This window comes from Streptomyces sp. NPDC041200, assembly GCF_055591805.1.
Genome location: NZ_JBVIZF010000012.1, coordinates 12,539 through 32,773, shown reverse-complemented (window position 1 = coordinate 32,773; position 20,235 = coordinate 12,539). Strand labels below are relative to the sequence as shown.

Annotated in this window: 10 protein-coding genes; 4 read left to right on the top strand and 6 right to left on the bottom strand. The window is 71.3% G+C overall.

What is annotated here, in order from left to right; translation table 11 throughout:
- Nucleotides 1-496 precede the first annotated feature (496 nt).
- Entirely contained in the window at nt 497-2,503 is a 2,007-nt protein-coding gene (locus ACZ6CL_RS24855; RefSeq protein ID WP_468938904.1) for a glycosyltransferase, read from the top strand.
- Nucleotide 2,504: 1 nt separating this feature from the next.
- Here the strand turns inward: ACZ6CL_RS24855 and ACZ6CL_RS24850 are convergent, their stop codons facing one another.
- Both ACZ6CL_RS24850 and ACZ6CL_RS24845 read right to left on the bottom strand, forming a co-directional pair.
- Nucleotides 2,505-4,553 (bottom strand): glycosyltransferase family 2 protein, encoded by a 2,049-nt coding sequence (locus tag ACZ6CL_RS24850; RefSeq protein WP_468938901.1) that lies wholly within the window; start codon nt 4,551-4,553, stop codon nt 2,505-2,507.
- A 106-nt stretch (nt 4,554-4,659) separates the two neighbouring features.
- A complete protein-coding gene (locus tag ACZ6CL_RS24845) occupies nt 4,660-6,966 on the bottom strand; it encodes a bifunctional glycosyltransferase/CDP-glycerol:glycerophosphate glycerophosphotransferase (protein WP_468938900.1) in 2,307 nt (768 codons plus the stop codon).
- Nucleotides 6,967-7,157: 191 nt separating this feature from the next.
- Between ACZ6CL_RS24845 and ACZ6CL_RS24840 the strand changes: the two genes are divergently transcribed.
- Nucleotides 7,158-8,990 (top strand): serine/threonine-protein kinase, encoded by a 1,833-nt coding sequence (locus ACZ6CL_RS24840; RefSeq protein WP_468938898.1) that lies wholly within the window; start codon nt 7,158-7,160, stop codon nt 8,988-8,990.
- A gap of 83 nt (nt 8,991-9,073) precedes the next feature.
- Here ACZ6CL_RS24840 and ACZ6CL_RS24835 read toward each other — a convergent pair whose 3' ends face one another.
- A complete protein-coding gene (locus ACZ6CL_RS24835) occupies nt 9,074-14,047 on the bottom strand; it encodes an NAD-glutamate dehydrogenase (protein WP_468938896.1) in 4,974 nt (1,657 codons plus the stop codon).
- Nucleotides 14,048-14,475: 428 nt separating this feature from the next.
- On the opposite strand from ACZ6CL_RS24835, the gene ACZ6CL_RS24830 reads away from it, so the two are divergent.
- Entirely contained in the window at nt 14,476-15,057 is a 582-nt protein-coding gene (locus tag ACZ6CL_RS24830; RefSeq protein WP_468938893.1) for a DJ-1/PfpI family protein, read from the top strand.
- Nucleotides 15,058-15,129: 72 nt separating this feature from the next.
- Here ACZ6CL_RS24830 and ACZ6CL_RS24825 read toward each other — a convergent pair whose 3' ends face one another.
- Nucleotides 15,130-15,798 carry an HAD family hydrolase gene (locus ACZ6CL_RS24825; protein ID WP_468938891.1) on the bottom strand — a complete coding sequence of 223 codons (669 nt, stop codon included), beginning with the start codon at nt 15,796-15,798 and terminating at the stop codon, nt 15,130-15,132.
- A gap of 19 nt (nt 15,799-15,817) precedes the next feature.
- On the bottom strand, nt 15,818-16,324 hold the full coding sequence (locus ACZ6CL_RS24820; RefSeq protein ID WP_468938889.1) for a DUF6912 family protein: 507 nt from the start codon (nt 16,322-16,324) through the stop codon (nt 15,818-15,820).
- 385 nt (nt 16,325-16,709) lie between these two features.
- Between ACZ6CL_RS24820 and ACZ6CL_RS24815 the strand changes: the two genes are divergently transcribed.
- Complete coding sequence (locus tag ACZ6CL_RS24815; RefSeq protein ID WP_468938887.1) at nt 16,710-17,339, top strand: Rv3235 family protein; 630 nt, start codon at nt 16,710-16,712, stop codon at nt 17,337-17,339.
- Nucleotides 17,340-17,374: 35 nt separating this feature from the next.
- On the opposite strand, the gene secA is transcribed toward ACZ6CL_RS24815, so the two are convergent.
- On the bottom strand, nt 17,375-20,212 hold the full coding sequence (secA, locus tag ACZ6CL_RS24810) for a preprotein translocase subunit SecA (protein ID WP_468938884.1): 2,838 nt from the start codon (nt 20,210-20,212) through the stop codon (nt 17,375-17,377).
- Between the last annotated feature and the right edge of the window lie 23 nt (nt 20,213-20,235).

Sequence of the window (20,235 nt, the reverse complement as noted above, 5' to 3'; positions counted from 1 at the left end):
CAGCCCCACCCGCCCCGTCCAGAGCCGCGTTCACAAGAACCTCCCCCATCCCCGCTCTCCTCTTGTTCCCCACGGACGGTACCCAGAGGAGATCCCCGCTCCCCTTCCCCCTCACCAACGGATAGCGACAAAAGGCGCATATATGGCGGTTCGCCTAGGGTTCCGTTCAGGACGACGTATCCGCCGCGAAGGGCATGAGCCATGGATCGCCTCGGTGTTCGGACTCCCCGCGGGCCCGTGCCGCCGGTCGCGGAGTGAACGGGTCCGGCGTGTCGTGCGTCGAAGGGGGCGCCCCGGACGCTGGTCCGTCATCCGCCGGCCGTGCGTCCCACACCCGTCCCTCACCCCCGGCCCCGACCATGAGCAGCCACCAGGAGTCAGGAGCGATCATGGGAACGCAGCACGTCATGGCCGCCGCCCGCAGCCGCGTCGGCCGCCGCGCCCCCGCACACCCCGGCGACGCCGCCTGAGCCCCACCTCACCCACCGGAGTCCGCATGTTGCCGCGCACCCCACGCCCCGGCTCGCGCCCCCGCGTCAGCGTGATCGTCCCCGCTCGCAACGCCATGCCCGCGCTGACCCGCGCCCTCACCTCCGCCCTGGACCAGACGATAGGCATCGCCCGGCTGGAGATCATCGCGATCGACGCCGGGTCGACCGACGGCACCGGCGCGGAGCTGGACCGGCTGGCCACCGGCTGCCCCGCCCTCAAGGTCGTCCGCGAGGAGCCCGGCGGTGGGCCGGGCAGACCCCGCAACACCGGTCTCGACCTCGCCCGCGGCGACTACGTGTTCTTCCTCGACGCCGACGGGTATCTGGGCCCCGACGCGCTGCGCCGCATGGTCGCCATGGCCGACCAGAACGGCACCGACGTCGTCGTCGGCAAGATGGCCTCCCCCACCGGACGCGGCGTCCCCCGTGCGGTGTTCCGCCACAACCAGCTGCGCACCGACGTCCTCGACTCGCACGCCTACTCCACCCTCGGCCCCTGGAAGCTGTTCCGCCGCGACCTCATCGAACGGTTCCACCTGCGGTTCCCGGAGGAGTGCCGTACCGGCGAGGACCAGCCCTTCACCGCGGCCGCCTTTCTCAACGCCTCCGCCATCTCCGTCGTCGCCGACTACGACTGCTACCACCTGACCACCCGCCACGAGGCCGGGCCCAACCCCGCCCGCACCGGACTCACCGACCGCATCGACGCCATCCGGCTGCTGTTCCAGACCGCCGCCCGCTACACCCAGCCCGGCCCGCGGCGCGACCATGTGATGCGGCGCCACATCCGCCGGGAGCTGTGCGGCGCGCTGCGCGCCCTGCCCCGCGAGGACGAGGCGGAGGCGCGGACGCGGTTCCTCCCCGAGCTGCGCCGCTGGGCGACCGACCACTGTTCGGACGCGCTCTTCCGCACCCTCACCGCGCCCGAGCGGCTGATGGTGCACCTGCTGCGCAGCGGCCGCTTCGACGATCTGCTGACCGTCATCCGCACCGCCAAAGAGGACGCGGGCCGCGGCCGTCTGGTCGAGAAGGGGCGCGTGTACTGGCTGCACCCCTTCTTCCGCGACCCGGCGGCCGACGTCCCCGACGACTGCTTCGACGTCACCGACCGGCTGCCGGTCCGTCACCACCTCACCGGCGCGGCCTGGCACGGCGGCTCCACGCTGCGGGTCCGCGGCCGGGCCGGGGTCAAGGGCCTGGACGCCGGTCCCGAGGACCGCACCGAGCTGATATTGCGCCGCCGCGAGGCCTCGGACGAACTGTGCGTGCCGGTCACGGCCGCGGAGGGCGAGACGGACGACGGGGACTTCGAGGCGGACATCGACATCGCCACCGCCGACGGCGGCGCCCCGCTGCGCCCGGGCGTCTGGGACGTCTTCCTCGACGTACGCGCCCAGGGCGTCAGCCGCACCATACGATTCGGCCACCGCCACGACGAGGGGCTCGACATCGGCACCGCGCGCCGGGTGGTGAGCGCGGGCCCCGGACTGCGCGCCCGCGTGACGCCGTACTTCACCACCCCGTACGGCAATCTCTCCCTCGACATCGGCCCGGCCCCGCGCGGCGCGCCCTGCGAGGTGACCGAGGCGCTGTGGCATCCGTCCGACAAGGGCACGCTGGTCGTCGCCGGGCGGCTGCTGCCGCCGGGCTCGCCACCCCGCGACCGGGTGCTGCGACTGCGCGCCGAGCACACCGACGGCCGCGTCCTGGACCACCCCGTGCGGTACGCGGCGGGCCACCCGGCGGGCGCGTTCACCGCCCGGCTGCCCGTGCGCGACCTGAGCCGCGGCCGCTGGACGGTGACGCTCGCCCTGGTCGGACGCGGCGACGGCCCGCCGCGCGCCGCCCCCGTACCGCCGCCCGAGCGGCTGCCCGGCACCCGCTGGCTGCGCCGCGGCCGTCCGTACTACGCCAAGCCGCTCACCGGGCGCGGCGAAGCGACCCTGGAGCTGCGCATCGCGCCCGTACGCCTCCTCGCCGCCGCCCGGAACCGCCTCGGCGGCCGTTTCTGACCTACCTGCCCCTACGGGCACGGGCACGGGCACGGTCCCGGGCCCGCCGCAGCCGCCGCCGCACCCCCGCGGCGACCTTCACCGGCGCCACCTCCAGGGCGAGGGCCGGAGCCGAGCGCCGGGTGAGCGGTTTGGCGTAGTACGGACGGCCGAAGCGGAACCAGCGCGTCCCGGCCAGCCGACCCAGGCAGGGCACGACGACGCCGCGGCCCTCCACGATCAGCGTCAGCGTCCAGCGGCCCGCCGTCAGCCGTCCGACGGGCAGCCGGGCGGTGAAGTCCCCGGAGGTGCCCGGCTCGAACCGCGCCGCGACCTCGCGCACCGCGCCCGCCCCGCTCTCGGCGCGCAACCGCAGCCCGGCCGGGGCCCCCGTCCAGGGGACCGTGCCGGTCAGCCGTCCGCCGACGATCAGGACGCTCTTCCTGGCGCCGTGCCAGGCGGTCCGGGTCACCAGGCACGGGGCCTCGCGGGCGTCGCGGGCGGCATGGGCGACCTCGCCGACGTCGAGCGAGAGATTGCCGTACGGGGTGAAGTACGGAACCACCACCACGGGTTCGCCGCGCGGCGCCGTGACGGCGCGCCGGGGCGGCCGGGTGGCCGCACCGCCCTCGCGGCTGCCGCCGAACCGCACGGTGCGGGTGACGCCCTGGGCCCGGACGTCCAGGTAGAGGTTCCACAGGCCGCGTTCCAGCGGTGCGCCGCCGTCGGCGGTGGCCGGGTCGATGTCGACGGTGAAACCCGGCGTCCCATCAGGGCGCGGCACCGCGGGCACCCGGATCTCGGGGCGGTCGGCCTCGTACTTGCGCAGGACGAGTTCGGTGCCCGGTTCGGTCGCGTCGACGCCCTCGGCCGCGTCGAGGCCCTCGATGGCGGCGCGGCCGGTCAGCCGCAGCACTCCGCCGCGCCACCGCGCCGTATCGAGGTGGTGGTGGACCGGCAGCCGGTCCGTGATGTCGAAACAGGCGTCGGGGACATCGGCGGTGTGGTCGCGGAAGAAGGGGTGCAGCCAGTAGACGCGGCCCTTGTCGACGAGGCGGCCGCAGCTCTCGTCCCGCTTGGCGCCGCGCGCGACGGTCAGGACGTCCTCGAAGCGGTCGGCGCGCAGCAGATGGATCAGGAGCCGGTCCGGGGCGTCGATCCGCTCGACGATGGTGTCGGTCACCCAGGTCCGCGCCAGGTCCCGGAACACGGGGAAGAAGCGCTCGCGCGCGTCCCGCTCGCTCTCCCGGGGCAGCAGCCCCCGCAGCGGGCCGCACAGCTCCCACTCGACGTGACGGCGCATGATCTGGTCCCGGCGGGGGCCCGGTTCGAGATAGCGGGCCACGGTCTCGAAGCACAGCCGGATGCCGTCCACGCGATGGGCGAGACCGGAGGCGGTGAGGGTGAGGTTGCCGCGGTTCTCGCGGTAGCGGACGTAGTAGCAGTCGTAGTCGGCGACCACGGAGACTCCGGAGGCGTTGAGGTAGGCGGCCGCGGTGAACGGCTTGTCCTCGCAGTTGCGGTACGGCGGGAAGCGCAGCCGCAGCCGCTCGATGAGCGCGCGCCGGAAGAGCTTCCAGGGGCCCAGGGTCAGATAGGCGTGGGAGGAGAAGATGTCGGTGCGCGGCTGGTTGTGCGAGAAGACGGCACGGGGCACGGCGCGTCCGCCCACCGAGGCGATCCTGCCGAGCACGACGTCGGTGCCGTTCTCGTCGGCCATGGCGACCATGCGGCGCAGCGCGTCGGGCCCCAGGTAGTCGTCGGAGTCGAGGAAGAAGACGTAGTCGCCCCGCGCCCGGTCCAGTCCGGTGTTGCGGGGGCCGCCCGCGCAGCCGGAGTTCTCCTGGTGGATGACGTGCAGCGCGGGCCATGTGCGGGCGAGCCGTTCCAGCTCGTCCCCGGTGCCGTCGGTGGAGCCGTCGTCCACCGCGATGATCTCGATCCGGTCCGGGCCGAGGGTCTGCTCCATCGCGGAGGTGACGGACCGGGTCAGCTCCGGCATGGCGTTGTAGGCGGGAATGATCACGCTGACGCGGGGGTGGGAAGGGGACGCTGCGGATGCTGCGGGCATGGCGACCTCCGGACTCCGGCTCAGGGGCGGACTACGGGATCAGTCGCGGTCGACTACGGGATCAGACGCGGTCAGAGAAGGCGCGATCGGATCAGTCTCGGTCGGATCAGTCGCGGTCGGGAAAGGCGCGGGTGGGCTGCACGGCATGCGGGGGCAGGGTGCCGCCGTGTCCCCGCACGCCGTGCGGCGACGGCACCGTACGGGCCTCGGCCTCGGACCGCTGCGCGAGGGGCGGCAGCGGCCCGGGAGCCGTGACGTCCTCGCCCAGCATGAGCGTCCGTACGACGCGCTCGGCCGCGTGGCCGTCGTCGTACGGGCAGAAGCGGTCCCGGAAGGCGGCGCGCAGCGCGGCCGCTTCGGCGTCGCACCAGCGGCCGTCGCGGAAGAGGGCGATCAGTTCGTCCAGGGTGCGGGCCACCGGGCCCGGGGTGTCGCCGGGGCGGCCCGACAGCAGGTCGAAGTAGACGCCGCGGGCGGCCCGGTAGATGTCCCAGTCGTCCGCGTAGATCACGATGGGCCGGTCCAGCAGGGCGTAGTCGAACATGATCGACGAATAGTCGGTGATCAGCGCGTCGGCGGCCAGGCACAGCTCTTCGACCCGCGGATGGCGCGACACATCCCGCACCAGCCCCGCCTCGTCGAGTTCGCGCAGCGCCGCCGATGGCCGGTACGAGTAGTGCGCCCGCACCAGGAGCGTCGTACCGGGGCCCAGGGCGCGGCTGACCCGCTCCAGGTCCAGCCGGGGCGTGAACCCCTTCTGGTAGTCGCGGATCGTGGGCGTGTAGAGGACGGCGGTGTGGCCCTCCGGGACGCCGAGCGCGGCGCGGGCGCGCCGTACGTCGTCCGCGGTGACCGAGACCAGCACGTCGTTGCGCGGATATCCGCATTCCAGGAGCCGGTAGGAGGCGGGATAGACCCGCTCCCACACCTCGCTGGAATGCGGATTCGAGGAGAGCGCGAAGTCCCAGCGGTCGATGCGCTTGAGGAGATTCCCGAAGCTCATTCCCGCCGCCGCGGCGGGGTAGTGCTGCTGGTCCAGGCCCATGCATTTGAGCGGGGTGCCGTGAAAGGTCTGCAAATGCACCGTGCCGGGCCGCTTGACGACGTCGTTGGAGAAATTGACGTTGTTGATGAGATACGTGGCGCGGGCTACCGTCCGGTAGAAGTCCCGGGTGCCCGCGACGACGTAGTCGACATCCTCCGGAAGCGAGGCGATCTCCGATTTCTTGACCACCCACACTCCGTGGACATGCGGGGCCAGTTCCCGGGCCTTGTAGTAGATCGCCGCCGGGTTGCACAGCACTCCGCGGCCCCAGTACGCGCTGTAGACGGCCAGGTTGGGGTCGGTGGGCCGCCGCCGGTGGGCACGGTAGAGGGCCCGTTTGCCCCGTACGGCCAGCGCCGCCCGGGCCATCCGCTTGGCCTTGCGGGCCCCGGCGACGGCCCGCGTCGCCATCTCGTGCTCCCGGTAGCTGGCGAACGAGCCACGGGCCAGCGCCGCGAAGCGCCACTCGGCTCCGGCGGGCGGCCGGAATCCGTCCGGGAGGTGGGTCCGGTACCAGGCGGCGGCCCGCCGGAAGAAGCGCGGCCGGTCGCCCGGCGCCACCCGGGAACGGCGGTCCAGGCAGAACAGGAAATGGGAGACGGCCCGCTCGAAGAGCAGCTCCCGCAGCGGATTCAGATCGGGGTGCTCATCGAGGAAGGCGAACAGTCGGGTGTACTGGTCGAATATGACGAAGTGTTTCTCGCCCGGGCTTCCCGTGCTGGCGCCGACCCGGCGCTGGCGGTATTCCAGGCCGACCAGATCCACACAGGCGATGCGCCGCGCCGTCAGCATCGTCAGATACGACAGCAGCGCGTCCTCGTAGATTCCCTCGCTGAACGAGAAACCGTGCTCGGCGTAGAAGGCGCGGCGGTAGACCCGGTTGGACGACATCGCGAAGATCCGCAGGAATTCGGGGCGCTCCAGGACGGAGAAGACGTCGGTGCCCGCCGAGTTCAGCAGCTCCCCGAAGACGCTGGGCGCGCTGCGCCCCGACCAGTACGTGCGGACGTGGTTGAAGTAGAGGATGTCCGGGTCCTCGTTGAGCGCGAGCCGTTCGGCGAGGCCCTCCAGGGTGCCGGGCGCGAGGGTGTCGTCCCCGTCGAGGAACAGCAGATAGTCGCCGGTGGCCCGCTCGACACCGGCGTTACGGGCCTGACCGGGGCCGGAGTTGACGGGCTGGTGCACGGCCACCACCCGGCTGTCGCGGGCCGCGCGGGAGTCGATGATCGCGCCGCAGTGGTCCGGCGAGCGGTCGTCGACGGCCACCACCTCCACGTCGCGGAACGACTGGGTCAGCACGGAGTCCAGGCAGGCCTGCAGATAGCCCTGCACCCGGTAGGCGGCGATGACGATGCTGAAGCGGGGCATGCGGCTCCTCGGGACGCGACGGCGGACCTGGGCGCGGGGCGCTCACTGATTCACCACCGTAGGGTCGTACGTCCCGATATGCCCGATAAGCCCATGAGCGGGCGGCCAAGTGGGTGAAACCGGGGAATCGCTGCGAAGTCATGAACACGGCATCTGTACGATCTTCGAGTCACGCGATCTTCGGGGGAACCATGACCAATGCCGACCACGCCGTGCTGAGCCCACTCGGGCCGGACGATCCACGGGAAGTCGCCGGTTACCAGCTGCTCGCCAGAGTCGGCGAAGGCGGCATGGGCTCGGTGTACCTGTCCCGCACCCGCGGCAACCAGCCGGTCGCGCTCAAGGTCATCCGGCGTGAATTCGCGCAGAACCATGACTTCCGCCGCCGTTTCGAACAGGAAGTCACCGCCGCCCGCCGGGTGCAGGGCTACCACATCGTGCCGGTGGTCGACCACGACACCAGCGGTGACCTGCCCTGGCTCGCCTCCACGTACGTCCCCGGACTCGCGCTCGACGACGCGCTCGGCCGCTTCGGCCCGCTGCCGATGCCCGCGGCGTTCCAGCTCATCGGCTGTACGGCGCAGGCGCTGCACGCGGTGCACGCCGCGTCCGTCATCCACCGGGACCTCAAGCCCAGCAACATCCTGCTCAGCTCGAACGGCCCGTTCGTGATCGACTTCGGCATCGCCCGGGCGGCCGACGCCACCCAGCTCACCCGCAGCGGCGGGTTCATCGGCACGCCGCAGTACATGTCGCCGGAGCACGCCTTCGGCAAGCCGGTCACCGCCGCGACCGACATCTTCGCGCTCGGCCTGATCGCGGCGGTCGTGGCCACCGGCCGCCACCCGTACGGGGACGGCGCGGGGATCTCGATCGCCGCGCAGATCGCCAACACCGCCCAGCAGCCGCCGGACCTGAGCGGCTACCCGGACGAGCTGCGGCCGCTGCTGGAGCGCTGCCTGACGGCGGACCCCGAGCGGCGGCCCACGCCCGCGGAGCTGGCCGACCTGTGCCACCGGGCCGCGGCCCGTGAGCTGCGCGACTTCGCGGGCTGGCTGCCCGCGCCCCTCACGGGGGAGATCGAGCGGCGGGAGCGGATGGCGCAGCAGCCGCCGACGCCCGCACAGCCACCGGCCCCCGCGCAACCACCGGCCCCCGCGCAGCCACCGATGCCCGGTCACGCCCCCACGCAGACACCCACCCAGACCCCCACCCACACGCCCACGTACGCCCCCGCCTACGCCCCCACGCAGGCCCCCGCGCAGCCCGCCCACCACCCCATCGCCTCCGCGCCGACGCAGGCCTCCACCCAGCCGCCCGTGGGCGGCGGCTACCCGGCCCCGCCGGCGCGGGGCGACAGCGGCCGCGACCGGGGCCGGGGCCGGATGCTGGCGTTCGGCGGCGGCGCACTGGCGCTGATCATGGTCGCGGTGGCGGCGTGGGTGTTCACCCAGGGGGACGACACCAAGGGCGGGGAACAGAACAAGGCCGACGGCAAGCACACGGCCCAGCCGCGGCACTCCGCGTCCGAAGAGGCCCCGCAGCCGAAGGACTCGGCCTCCTCCGACGTCGAGAACGCCGAGGACGCCCCCACCCCCCGGACCGCCTACACCCCGGTCTACGAGAACAAGACGCTGCAGCTGCGGGCACCCGACGAGTTCGGCCCGACCACCGACTTCGACCTCGACCAGCCCAAGGTGGACACCACCGGGAGCATCGCCTCCGGTGTGCAGGACTTCTCCATGAACCAAAGCCAGTTCAGGGCCGGGGAGGCGATGGCCAAGAGCCCCGGCACCACTCCGAAGGAGTGCGAGGAGGCGGTGACGACGGACCCGCTGGAGACCACCCTGGACGCGGATGATCTGAACGACGACCAGCTCATCGCCAAGGGCGACCGGCTGTGCATGGTCACGACGAGCGGCAATCTCGCGATGCTGAAGATCACCGCCGTCCTCCCGCCGGAGGCGGACTACCACATCCCCAGCTACAGCGCCCAGGTGACGCTCTGGAAGCGCGCCTCGTAGCCGACGCACCGCACGCCGAAGGGGCGGTCAGCGGCCACATCGGCCGCTGACCGCCCCTTAGCGGTGGATCAGCTGTGGGTACGTCAGCTGTGCGTACGCAGCAGCGTCCGCATCGTCCGCATCGCCACCGACAGGTTCGCCAGGTCGAACGTCTCCGACGCCTGGATCTCGTCCAGCGTGGTCCGCGCGCGGGAGAGAATCGCGGCGTTCTTCTGCTCCCAGGCCTTGAAGCGCTGCTCGGGCGTCGAACCGCCGTTACCGACCGACAGGACGTCGGAGGTGAGGGCGGCCTGGGCCGCGTACAGGTCCTCGCGGATGGAGACGCGGGCCATGGACTGCCAGCGGTCGGCCCGCGGCAGCTCGATGACGCGGTCCATCAGCTGGCTGATCGACAGCCGGTCGGCCAGGTCGTAGTAGACCTCGGCGACCGCGAGGGGGTCCTTGCCGGTGCGGTCCGCGATGGCGACGATGTCCAGCGTCGGGAAGGCGGACGAGAAGCCCGCCACCCGGGTGGCCAGATCGTCCGGGACACCGGCGGCGGTCAGCTCGTCGTGGATGCGCTGGTACCACTCGATGTCGCCGCCGCGCAGCAGCTTGGGCAGCTGGGCCCGCACCGCGGCGACCCGCTCGCCGAAGAAGTCGATCGTCTCGGCCAGCTCCAGCGGCTGCGGCCGGTTGTTGAGCAGCCAGCGGGTGCCGCGCTCGACGAGCCGCCGCGAGTGCAGCCGCATCCGGGTCTGGAATTCGGCGGAGACGACCGTGTCCAGGGACTCGACCTCGTCCCAGACCGCCCCCAGCTCGAAGATGGCGCGGGCCGCGGCCTGGGCGCGCACGACCTCCTCGGTCGAGGCCCCGCTCTCCTCCCGCATGCGGTGCAGGAAGGTCGAACCGGCGGTGTTGAGCGTGTCGTTGACCAGCACCGTGGTGATGATCTCGCGGCGCAGCGCATGCCCGTCGACGTACTCGGGGAAGCTCTCGCGCAGCGCCTGCGGGAAGTAGGCGTGCAGCAGCCGCTGGAGGTACGGGTCGTCGGGGAGCCCGGTGCCGATCAGCTCGTCCGCCACGGTGATCTTGACGTAGGCGAGCAGCACGGCCAGCTCGGGCTGGGTCAGACCGCGCCCGGCGGACAGCCGCTCGCGGATGACCCGGTCGGACGGCAGGAACTCCAGCCCGCGGTCCAGCCTGCCCTCGCGCGACAGACGGCGCATCAGCCGCTGGTGGGCGTGGAGCAGGCTGGGGGCCTGGGCGGCGGAGATGGCGAGGGCGACGTTCTGCGCGTAGTTGTTGCGCAGCACCAGCGCGCCGACCTCGTCGGTCATCTCGGCCAGCAGCTTGTTGCGCTGCTTGACCGTCATGTCCCCCTCGGTGACGAGCGCGTTGAGCAGGATCTTGATGTTCACCTCGTGGTCGGAGGTGTCCACCCCGGCACTGTTGTCGATCGCGTCGGTGTTGATCCCGCCGCCCTTGGAGGCGAACTCGATGCGGCCGAGCTGGGTCAGGCCCAGGTTGCCGCCCTCGCCGACGACCTTGACCCGCAGGTCCTGGCCGTCCACGCGGATCGCGTCGTTGGCCTTGTCGCCGACGTCGGCGTGCGACTCGGTGGACGCCTTGACGTACGTACCGATGCCGCCGTTCCACAGCAGGTCGACCGGGGCCTTGAGGATGGCCTTCATCAGGTCGGCCGGGGTCATCTTGGCGACCTTGGTCTCGATGCCGAGCGCGGCCCGCACCTGCGGGGTGATCTGGATGGCCTTGGCCGTCCGGGGGTGGATGCCGCCGCCCGCCGAGATCAGCTCGGTGTTGTAGTCCTCCCATGACGAGCGCGGCAGCTCGAAGAGGCGGCGCCGCTCGGCGTACGAGGTGGCCGCGTCCGGGTTGGGGTCGATGAAGATGTGCCGGTGGTCGAAGGCGGCGACGAGCCGGATGTGCTCGCTCAGCAGCATGCCGTTGCCGAACACGTCACCGGACATGTCACCGACGCCGACGACCGTGAAGTCCTCGTTCTGGGTGTCGTGGTCCAGCTCGCGGAAGTGCCGCTTGACGGACTCCCAGGCGCCGCGCGCGGTGATGCCCATGCCCTTGTGGTCGTAACCCGCCGAACCGCCGGAGGCGAAGGCGTCGCCGAGCCAGAAGCCGTACGACTGGGCGACCTCGTTGGCGATGTCGGAGAAGGTCGCGGTGCCCTTGTCGGCGGCGACGACCAGGTAGGTGTCCTCACCGTCGTGCCGCACGACGTCCTTGGGCGGCTCGACCTGGCCGCCGACCAGGTTGTCGGTGATGTCGAGCAGACCGGAGATGAAGGTCTTGTAGCAGGCGATGCCCTCGGCCATCCACGCGTCCCGGTCCACCGACGGGTCCGGCAGCCGCTTGCCGACGAAACCGCCCTTGGCACCGACCGGCACGATGACCGTGTTCTTCACCATCTGCGCCTTGACCAGGCCCAGGATCTCCGTACGGAAGTCCTCACGCCGGTCGGACCAGCGCAGGCCACCGCGCGCGACCTTGCCGAAGCGCAGGTGCACGCCCTCGACGCGCGGCGAGTACACCCAGATCTCGTACGCCGGGCGCGGCGCGGGCAGATCGGGCACGGCCTGCGGGTCGAGCTTGACCGACAGGTACTCGTGCGGCGCGCCGTGCGCGTTCTTCTGGAAGTGGTTGGTGCGCAGGGTGGCCTTGATGAGGGTGAGGAACGAGCGCAGGATGCGGTCCTCGTCGAGCGAGGCCACCTGGTCCAGCGCCGCGTCCAGCTCCTCCATCAGGGCGTCGGTCAGCTCCAGCCCCGCCCGCTGCCGCTCGGGCGACATCCGGGCCTCGAAGAGGGAGACCAGCAGCCGGGTCGTGTGCACGTTGTTACGGAGGGTGTCCTCCATGTACGACTGGCTGAAGGTGGAACCGGCCTGCCGCAGGTACTTGGCGTACGCGCGCAACACCATGGCCTGCCGCCAGTCCAGCCCCGCGCCCAGCACCAGCTGGTTGAAGTTGTCGCTCTCGGCCTGGCCGGTCCACACGGCGGCGAACGCGTTCTGGAAGCGCTCGCGGGCGTCGTCGGCGAGGGCCTCGCCCTCGCGCAGCGGCAGCCGCAGCCCGAAGTCGTAGATCCAGGCCGTGGTCTTGTCCGCGCAGCGCAGCTCGTACGGGCGCTCGTCGACCACCTCGACGCCGAGCGTGTTGAGCACCGGCAGCACGGCCGACAGCGACACCTGGCCGCCCGCCCGGTAGATCTTGAAGCGGCGCTCCGCGTGGGCCGCGCCGACCGGCTCGTACAGGCTGAGCGCGAAGTCCTGCGGGCTGTCCTCGGCGGTCAGCCGCTCCACGTGCTGGAGGTCGGCGACGGCGCCGCGCGGCGTGTGGTCGGCCTTGTAGCCCTCGGGGAAGGCGTGCTGGTAGCGGCGCAGCAGCTCGGCGGCGCGCTCCTCGCCGACCTCGGAGACCAAGGCCTCGGAGAAGCCGTCGGCCCACGAACGGGCGGCGTCGACCAGCCGGTTCTCGATGCGCTCGACATCGGCGTCGGTCAGGTCGGGCAGCTCCGTACCGGGCTGGACGCGGACCACGAAGTGCAGCCGGGACAGCACCGACTCGGTGTGGAGGGCGGTGAAGTCCACCGGCGGGCGGCCGGTCAGCTCCTCCAGCAGGATGTCGGTCAGCCGCAGCCGCACATCGGTGGTGAAGCGGTCGCGGGGCAGGTAGACCAGCGCGGAGTAGTAGCGCCCGTACTCGTCCTGCCGCAGGAACATCCGCAGCCGGCGGCGCTCCTGGAGGTAGAGCACGCTGGTGACGATCGAGCGGAGCTGGTCGACCGGGGTCTGGAACAGCTCGTCGCGCGGGTAGGTCTCCAGGATCTGCAGCAGGTCCCGGCCGTCGTGGCTGTTGGGCCCGAACCCGGCGCCCACCAGCACCTCGTCCACCTTGCGGCGGATGACCGGGACCCGGCGCACCGACTCGGTGTACGCGGCGGACGAGAACAGCCCCAGGAAGCGGCGTTCGCCGATCACATTGCCCTCGGCGTCGAACTTCTTCACGCCGATGTAGTCGAGGTAGGACGGCCGGTGCACGGTGGCGCGGCTGTTGGCCTTGGTGAGGACGAGCAGCTTGTGCTCGCGGGCCTTCGCGCGGGCGTCGGCGGGCAGCCGGTTGAACGCCGGGGACCCCGGGGCGGCCCCGGCGTGGGCGCTCTCGTCGGTGTCCTGGTGGGCCGGATCGGAGCGCAGGATGCCGAGGCCGGTGCCGGGCACCGCGCTCAGCACGTCCTCCTCGCCACCGGCCTCGGTGGGCGCCTGGGTCAGCTCGTACTCGCGGTAGCCGATGAAGGTGAAGTGGTCGTCCGCGAGCCAGCGCAGCAGCTCACGGGCCTCCTCGACCTCCTGGTCGCGCACCTCGGAGGCCTTGGGCTCCTCCGGCAGCACCTCGGCGAGCCGCAGCGCCGACTGGCGCATCTTGTCCCAGTCCTCGACGGCCTCGCGGACGTCGGACAGGACGCGCAGCAGGTCGGCGGTGATCTGCTTGAGGTCGCCGCGGTCGGTCTCCCGGTCGATCTCGACGTGGATCCAGGACTCGACGACGGCGTCGTGCGGCAGGTTCTCGCGGGCCTTGCGGTCGTACGAGGCGTCCAGCAGCTCGATCAGCTTGCCGGTGATGTCACGGCGCACGACCACCTGCGGGTGGATCACCACATGGATGCCGCGGCCCTGGCGGGTCAGCTCGTTGGTCACCGAGTCGACCAGGAACGGCATGTCGTCGGTGACGACCTCGACGACCGAATGGCTGCACGTCCAGCCGTGCTCCTCCACGGTCGGAGTGTGCACCCGGACGTTCGCCGTGCCCTGGGGGCGCGCCTCGGCAAGCCGGTAGTGGGAGAGCGCCGCGCCGAAGACGTCGACCGGATCGCGGTCCGCGAGGTCCTCGGGTGGCGTGTGCAGGTAGTAGTGCTGGAGGTATGCGGTCAGGGTCTCCGGGCCCGGGCCCTGTACCGGTGGTTGCCCCCCGGCAGGGCTGTTCTCAGCGACCCGGGCGGCCCGTGCGAGCAGCTCGGCCTTGGCTTCGTCCAGCTTGGTCTGCATGTCCTCTGGCTCCTGTCGCGCGCCGTTGCGTGACATAGGTGGCGGTGGCATGACGCCGCGACTCGGGAAATCCGGTCACGTACGACGGTATGCCGGATCGGGAGATGGCCGCGGCGTACTCGGCCGTAAGTGACCAAGACCCCACGCGGCGTCGACCAGCGGCAGCGGCTCCGGCCCGGAGGCGCCCCGGACTGGGAGCGAGGGCCTCCTTGCCCCCGTGGACTATCGCGCTGATCACGCAGTAAGGCTATCGCCCCTCCCCAGGGGCTCGTCATGAGCCGTTCGTGTACAAAACCCGGCCCAGATGTTTGACGACACCGGACAGCCGGGGAGCGTGCGCCTCCACACGATGCGCTCTTGGCAAAGCTCTGGTGCGGATGCAGGGTGACATCGACGGTGGTAAGCGTGGAAACGTGGAGGTGGGCGGCATGAGCAGCACAGCTGCGACTGCGAAGATCCTGCTGGTGACCGGGGACGCGGCCGAGTCCCTGGAGGTGCTCTACCCGTACCAGCGGCTGCGCGAGGAAGGCTACGAGGTCCACATCGCGGCCCCCTCCCGCAAGACGCTGCGCTTCGTGGTGCACGACTTCGAGGACGGCTACGACACGTACACCGAGAAGCCCGGCTACAGCTTCCCCGCCGACCTCGCCTTCTCCGACGTCGACCCGGGGGAGTACGCCGCCCTGGTGATCCCGGGCGGCCGGGCCCCGGAATACCTGCGCAACGACCCGGAGCTGCGCAAGATCTGCAAGGCGTTCTTCGACGCCGACAAGCCGGTGGCGCAGATCTGTCACGGCCCGCTGCTGACGGCGGCGGTCGGCGGGCTGACCGGGCGCCGGGTGACCTGCTATCCGGCGCTGGAGCTGGACATGCAGGCGGCGGGGGCGACGTTCCAGGACGCGGAGGTCGTGGTGGACGGCACGCTGGTGTCGTCGCGGGCCTGGCCGGACCATCCGGTGTGGATGCGGGAGTTCCTGGCGGTGCTGCGGACGAAGGCGCCGATCAGCTGACAGATTCCATCATCTGCCAGCTGATACCTGATAGCCGCTACCTGTCAGGTGTCGGCTGCCAGGTGTCAGCTGTCAGCTGTCAGCCAGTGCCTCGGCTTCCCGTACGGCCTCCTCCAGGGTGTCGACCACCGGCACCCCGGCGGCCAGCAGACTGGTCCGGCTGTGCGAACCGCCCGTGTAGAGCACCGCCCGCGCCCCCGCATGCCGCGCCGCCACCGCGTCGTCGACCGCGTCCCCGATCACCACGATCCGCTGCGGCGGCACCTTCTCCAGCGCGGCGAGATGGCGCACCATCTGCTCGGCCTTGCCGGTGGTGCTCTGCCCGATGCGGCCGTCCACGCGGACGAAGTGGCGTTCGATGCCATGCGTACGCACCAGGGGCAGCAGATTCTCGTGCGGCGCGAGCGAGCACAGCGACTGGGTGAGCCCCGCCTCCTGCCACTCCGTGAGCAGCTCCCGGGCGCCGAGCGCCAGCCCCGCGCTCTCGGCCAGCGCCCAGTAGTGCCGGTGGAAGGCCTCGTCCATGACCTCCCACTCCTCATCGGTGGGCAGCCGCCCCATCAGCCGCTCGTAGAAGAGCGGGACCGGGACGCAGTACAGCTCCCGGTAGCGCTCCAGCGTGATCGGCGGCAGGCCGATCTCCCCGAACGAGGCGTTCGTCGCCAGGATCACGGCGTCGATGTCGTGAAAGAGCGTGCCGTTCCAGTCCCACACGATGTGCGTTACACGGTTCTTCCCCATCCTTCGACGGTACCCGGGCTCACTCGATGAGATTCGGGATCTCCTGGGTGGCGTACCACAGCAGCTCGTGGTCCTCCGCGCCGTCCACCGTGAACTGCGCGTCGTCGTCCCCGAGGTCCGCCGCGCCGAGCGCGTCGGCCGCCGCGGCGACATCCCGCTCGGCGTCCTCGGCGTCCAGGTGCACCGCCGCGGCCACGGAGAGCCGTACGGCGGCGGCGATCCGCACCTCCCCCAGCGCGGACTGGTCCAGCCCCCGGTCCGGATCGGCGACCGCCTGCCCGTCGGGCACGTCCAGGGCCACCACCACGCGCCGCCGCGGCACCCGCGGGTCCACGGCGAGCAGCCGCAGGGACGCCTGCGCGGCCCGGCTGAGCGCGGCGTACTCCAGCTCCTCGATGTCGTCCGACACGTACCACTCGCGCAGCGCGGGCGTCACGGCATAGGCGGTCAGCGGCCCCGGCCCCAGTTCCCCCGCCTTGTGCGCCTCGGCGAGACCGGAGAGGGTCAGGGGGACGTAGACACGCATGGGCCGCCGCTTTCACGAGACATCAGGTCCCCGCCAGCATACGTTCGACTCTCCTGCTTTGAGCGCCCAGTTCTCCCCCAGCCACCGCTGGGAGGTGCCCCCTCCGGCCCACCCCGGCCCTCTCCCCGCGGTCATGGGGGCACAGCCGGGGAGGGCCGGGCCCGCCGGTCCCCGTTCGGGGTATTTCCGGGGGGCTGCCGCCCGGGGCTTCCCCGGTGTCCCTCGCGCCGCCACCAGGCCTTTCACCGGATCGGTTCCTTCGGATAGGTGAACCCCACGGCCGGGCCCAGGGGCGTTGCGGGTGGCGGAAACGCGTCGGTAGAAGTCTCCCCGACGAAAGCTACTGCCCGGTATCGCCCCGGGCCCGGCAGAGACGGCGGAGCGCATGCACGACGAGATCACCCCCCGGACGACGACGCCGACCGCGAGGACCGACGCCCACCGCGGCGGCACCGCCGCCCGGCGCCGGAGCGGCGGGCCGCCCGGGCGACGGGACCCCCGGAGGCCGGGCGGCGCCCCCGTACGACGGCCGGACAGCGCGCCCGGCGGCGCGACCGCGGTACGGCCCGGCCCCCGCGCCACACCCGCCCGCCGCGCCGCCGCCGTCTCGCGTACGGCCGCGCTCGCCGCCGTGCGGCGGGAGCGGGACCGGCTGCCCCACTACTGGTTCGCGCACCGGCTGCTGCTCACCCTCAGCGGCCAGCGGCCCGTCCACACCCTGCTCGGGCACGCCCTCCCGGACGCCTACGACCAGCTGGTCGCCCTCGCGCCCCGCACACCGCTGCGCCCCGCGACCGGACGCGCGGCGCCCGTCGTACGGCGCTGCGGGGAGTACCGGCCGCGGCACGGGGTGATCGAGGCGTTCGCCCGGATCGCCTCCGGCGACCGGCTCAGCGCGCTCGCGTTCCGTCTGGAGCTGGGCCCCGACGCCCGCTGGCGCTGCGCCGCCGTCGACCTCGGCCCGCTGGCACACGAGAAGCTGGCACACGAGAAGGCCGGGGCACCGTGCGGCTAGCACGGTGCCCCGGCCTTCTGACGTCTGCGCGCGCCCTACTTCTTGCGGCGGCGGCCACCCTTGTTGGCCTTGCGCCGCTCCGCGCGGGTCAGCCCGTCGGACTCGGAGCGCGGCGCGGGCGGGGTCTCATCGTTGGTGAAGTCGCCTTCCACGATGCCGCCCTCGCCGTCCACCGTCGGGGCGGAGAAGTGCAGCCGGTCCGGCCGCTGCGGAGCCTCCAGGCCCTTGGCGTGGATCTCGGGACGACCCGATGCGCCCGCGCCCGCCGGGACCGCGTCCTGCACGTCCTTGTCCAGCGTGGCCTTCGCCTCCGCGGCCTCGACCGGGACCTCCTCGACCTGCTGCTCGACCTGGACCTCCAGGTTGAACAGGTAGCCGACCGACTCCTCCTTGATGCCCTCCATCATGGCCTGGAACATGTCGAAGCCCTCGCGCTGGTACTCGACCAGCGGGTCCTTCTGGGCCATCGCGCGCAGCCCGATGCCCTCCTGGAGGTAGTCCATCTCGTAGAGGTGCTCGCGCCACTTGCGGTCCAGCACGGACAGCACGACACGCCGCTCCAGCTCGCGCATGATCTCGGAGCCGAGCTGCTCCTCACGGGCCTCGTACTGCTGGTGGATGTCGTCCTTGATGGCGTCACCGATGAACTCGGCGGTGATCCCGGCGCGGTCGCCGGTCTCCTCCTCCAGCTCGTCGACGGTCACCTTGACCGGGTAGAGCTGCTTGAACGCGCCCCACAGCCGGTCCAGGTCCCACTCCTCCGCGAAGCCCTCGACGGTCTCCGCCTGGATGTACGCGTCGATCGTGTCGTCCATGAAGTGGCCGACCTGCTCCTGCAGGTCCTCACCCTCCAGGACGCGGCGGCGCTCGCCGTAGATGACCTCGCGCTGCCGGTTGAGGACCTCGTCGTACTTCAGGACGTTCTTACGGGTCTCGAAGTTCTGCTGCTCGACCTGCGACTGGGCGGAGGCGATGGCGCGGGTGACCATCTTGTTCTCGATCGGTACGTCGTCGGGAACGTTGGCCATCGCCATCACGCGCTCGACCATCTGCGCCTTGAACAGCCGCATCAGGTCGTCGCCGAGCGAGAGGTAGAAGCGGGACTCGCCGGGGTCGCCCTGACGGCCGGAACGACCGCGCAGCTGGTTGTCGATACGGCGCGACTCATGGCGCTCGGTGCCCAGCACATACAGCCCGCCGAGCTCCTTGACCTCCTCGAACTCGGCCTTGACCGCGGCCTCGGCCTTCTCCAGGGCGGCGGGCAGCGCGGCCGCCCACTCCTCGGAGTGCTCCACCGGGTCGAGACCGCGCTGGCGCAGCTCGGCCTCGGCGAGGTCGTCGGGGTTGCCGCCGAGCTTGATGTCCGTACCACGGCCGGCCATGTTCGTCGCGACCGTGACAGCGCCCCTGCGGCCCGCCTGGGCGACGATCGTCGCCTCCCGGTCGTGCTGCTTCGCGTTCAGCACCTCGTGCGGCACACCGCGCTTGGCGAGCTGCTGCGACAGATACTCGGACTTCTCCACCGAGGTCGTGCCGACCAGGACCGGCTGGCCCTTCTCGTGCTTCTCGACGATGTCCTCGACGACCGCGTCGAACTTGGCGACCTCGGTGCGGTAGATCAGGTCGGACTGGTCCATGCGGGCGAGGGGGCGGTGGGTCGGGATCGGGACGACGCCCAGCTTGTAGATCTGGTGGAACTCGGCGGCCTCGGTCATCGCCGTACCGGTCATGCCGGAGAGCTTGTCGTAGAGGCGGAAGAAGTTCTGCAGGGTGATCGTGGCGAGGGTCTGGTTCTCGTCCTTGATCTCCACCGCTTCCTTCGCCTCGATCGCCTGGTGCATGCCCTCGTTGTAGCGGCGGCCGGCGAGGATACGGCCGGTGTGCTCGTCGACGATCATGACTTCGCCGTCGATGACGACGTAGTCCTTGTCCTTCTTGAACAGCTCCTTGGCCTTGATGGCGTTGTTCAGATAGCCGACCAGCGGAGTGTTGACGGACTCGTACAGGTTGTCGATGCCCAGCCAGTCCTCGACCTTGGTCACGCCGGACTCGTGGATGCCGACGGTGCGCTTCTTCTCGTCGACCTCGTAGTCGCCGGTCTCCTCCTGGCCCCGCTGGAGGTTCGCGGCCTCGCCCCGGGTCAGCCGGAGGACGAGCTTGGCGAAGTCGCCGTACCACTTGGTGGCCTGGTCGGCCGGGCCGGAGATGATCAGCGGCGTACGGGCCTCGTCCACCAGGATCGAGTCGACCTCGTCGACGATCGCGAAGTTGTGGCCGCGCTGCACCAGCTCGTCCTGCGACCACGCCATGTTGTCGCGCAGATAGTCGAAGCCGAACTCGTTGTTCGTGCCGTAGGTGATGTCGCACGCGTACTGCTCGCGGCGCTGCGCCGGGGTCATGTTGGCGAGGATGCAACCGACCTCGAGGCCGAGGAACTTGTGCACCCGGCCCATCCACTCGGAGTCACGCTCGGCCAGATAGTCGTTCACCGTGATCAGGTGGACGCCCTTGTCGGACAGCGCGTTCAGATAGGCGGGCAGGGTACCCACCAGGGTCTTGCCCTCACCGGTCTTCATCTCGGCGACATACCCGAGGTGCAGCGCGGCGCCGCCCATCAGCTGGACGTCGTAGTGACGCTGGCCAAGCACCCGCTTGGCCGCCTCGCGCACCGTCGCGAACGCCTCCGGCATCAGGTCGTCGAGGCTTTCGCCGTCGGCGTACCGCTCCTTGTACTCGTCGGTGAGGGCACGCAGCTCGGCGTCGGAGAGCGACAGGAAGTCCTCTTCGATGGAATTTACCTGGTCCGCGATGCGGTGCAGCTTGCGCAGGATCTTTCCTTCGCCTGCACGCATGAGCTTGTTGAAGACGGACACGTAGGCTGGCTCCTTGCCGGTCG

Excerpts from the sequence above, each read along its gene's own strand:
- ACZ6CL_RS24830 (WP_468938893.1), top strand. The coding sequence starts at position 14,476 with ATGAGCAGCACAGCTGCGACTGCGAAGATCCTGCTGGTGACCGGGGAC.
- ACZ6CL_RS24840 (WP_468938898.1), top strand. The coding sequence starts at position 7,158 with ATGACCAATGCCGACCACGCCGTGCTGAGCCCACTCGGGCCGGACGAT.
- ACZ6CL_RS24855 (WP_468938904.1), top strand. The coding sequence starts at position 497 with ATGTTGCCGCGCACCCCACGCCCCGGCTCGCGCCCCCGCGTCAGCGTG.
- ACZ6CL_RS24850 (WP_468938901.1), bottom strand. The coding sequence starts at position 4,553 with ATGCCCGCAGCATCCGCAGCGTCCCCTTCCCACCCCCGCGTCAGCGTG.
- ACZ6CL_RS24820 (WP_468938889.1), bottom strand. The coding sequence starts at position 16,324 with ATGCGTGTCTACGTCCCCCTGACCCTCTCCGGTCTCGCCGAGGCGCAC.
- ACZ6CL_RS24825 (WP_468938891.1), bottom strand. The coding sequence starts at position 15,798 with ATGGGGAAGAACCGTGTAACGCACATCGTGTGGGACTGGAACGGCACG.
- ACZ6CL_RS24835 (WP_468938896.1), bottom strand. The coding sequence starts at position 14,047 with ATGCAGACCAAGCTGGACGAAGCCAAGGCCGAGCTGCTCGCACGGGCC.
- ACZ6CL_RS24845 (WP_468938900.1), bottom strand. The coding sequence starts at position 6,966 with ATGCCCCGCTTCAGCATCGTCATCGCCGCCTACCGGGTGCAGGGCTAT.
- ACZ6CL_RS24815 (WP_468938887.1), top strand. The coding sequence starts at position 16,710 with ATGCACGACGAGATCACCCCCCGGACGACGACGCCGACCGCGAGGACC.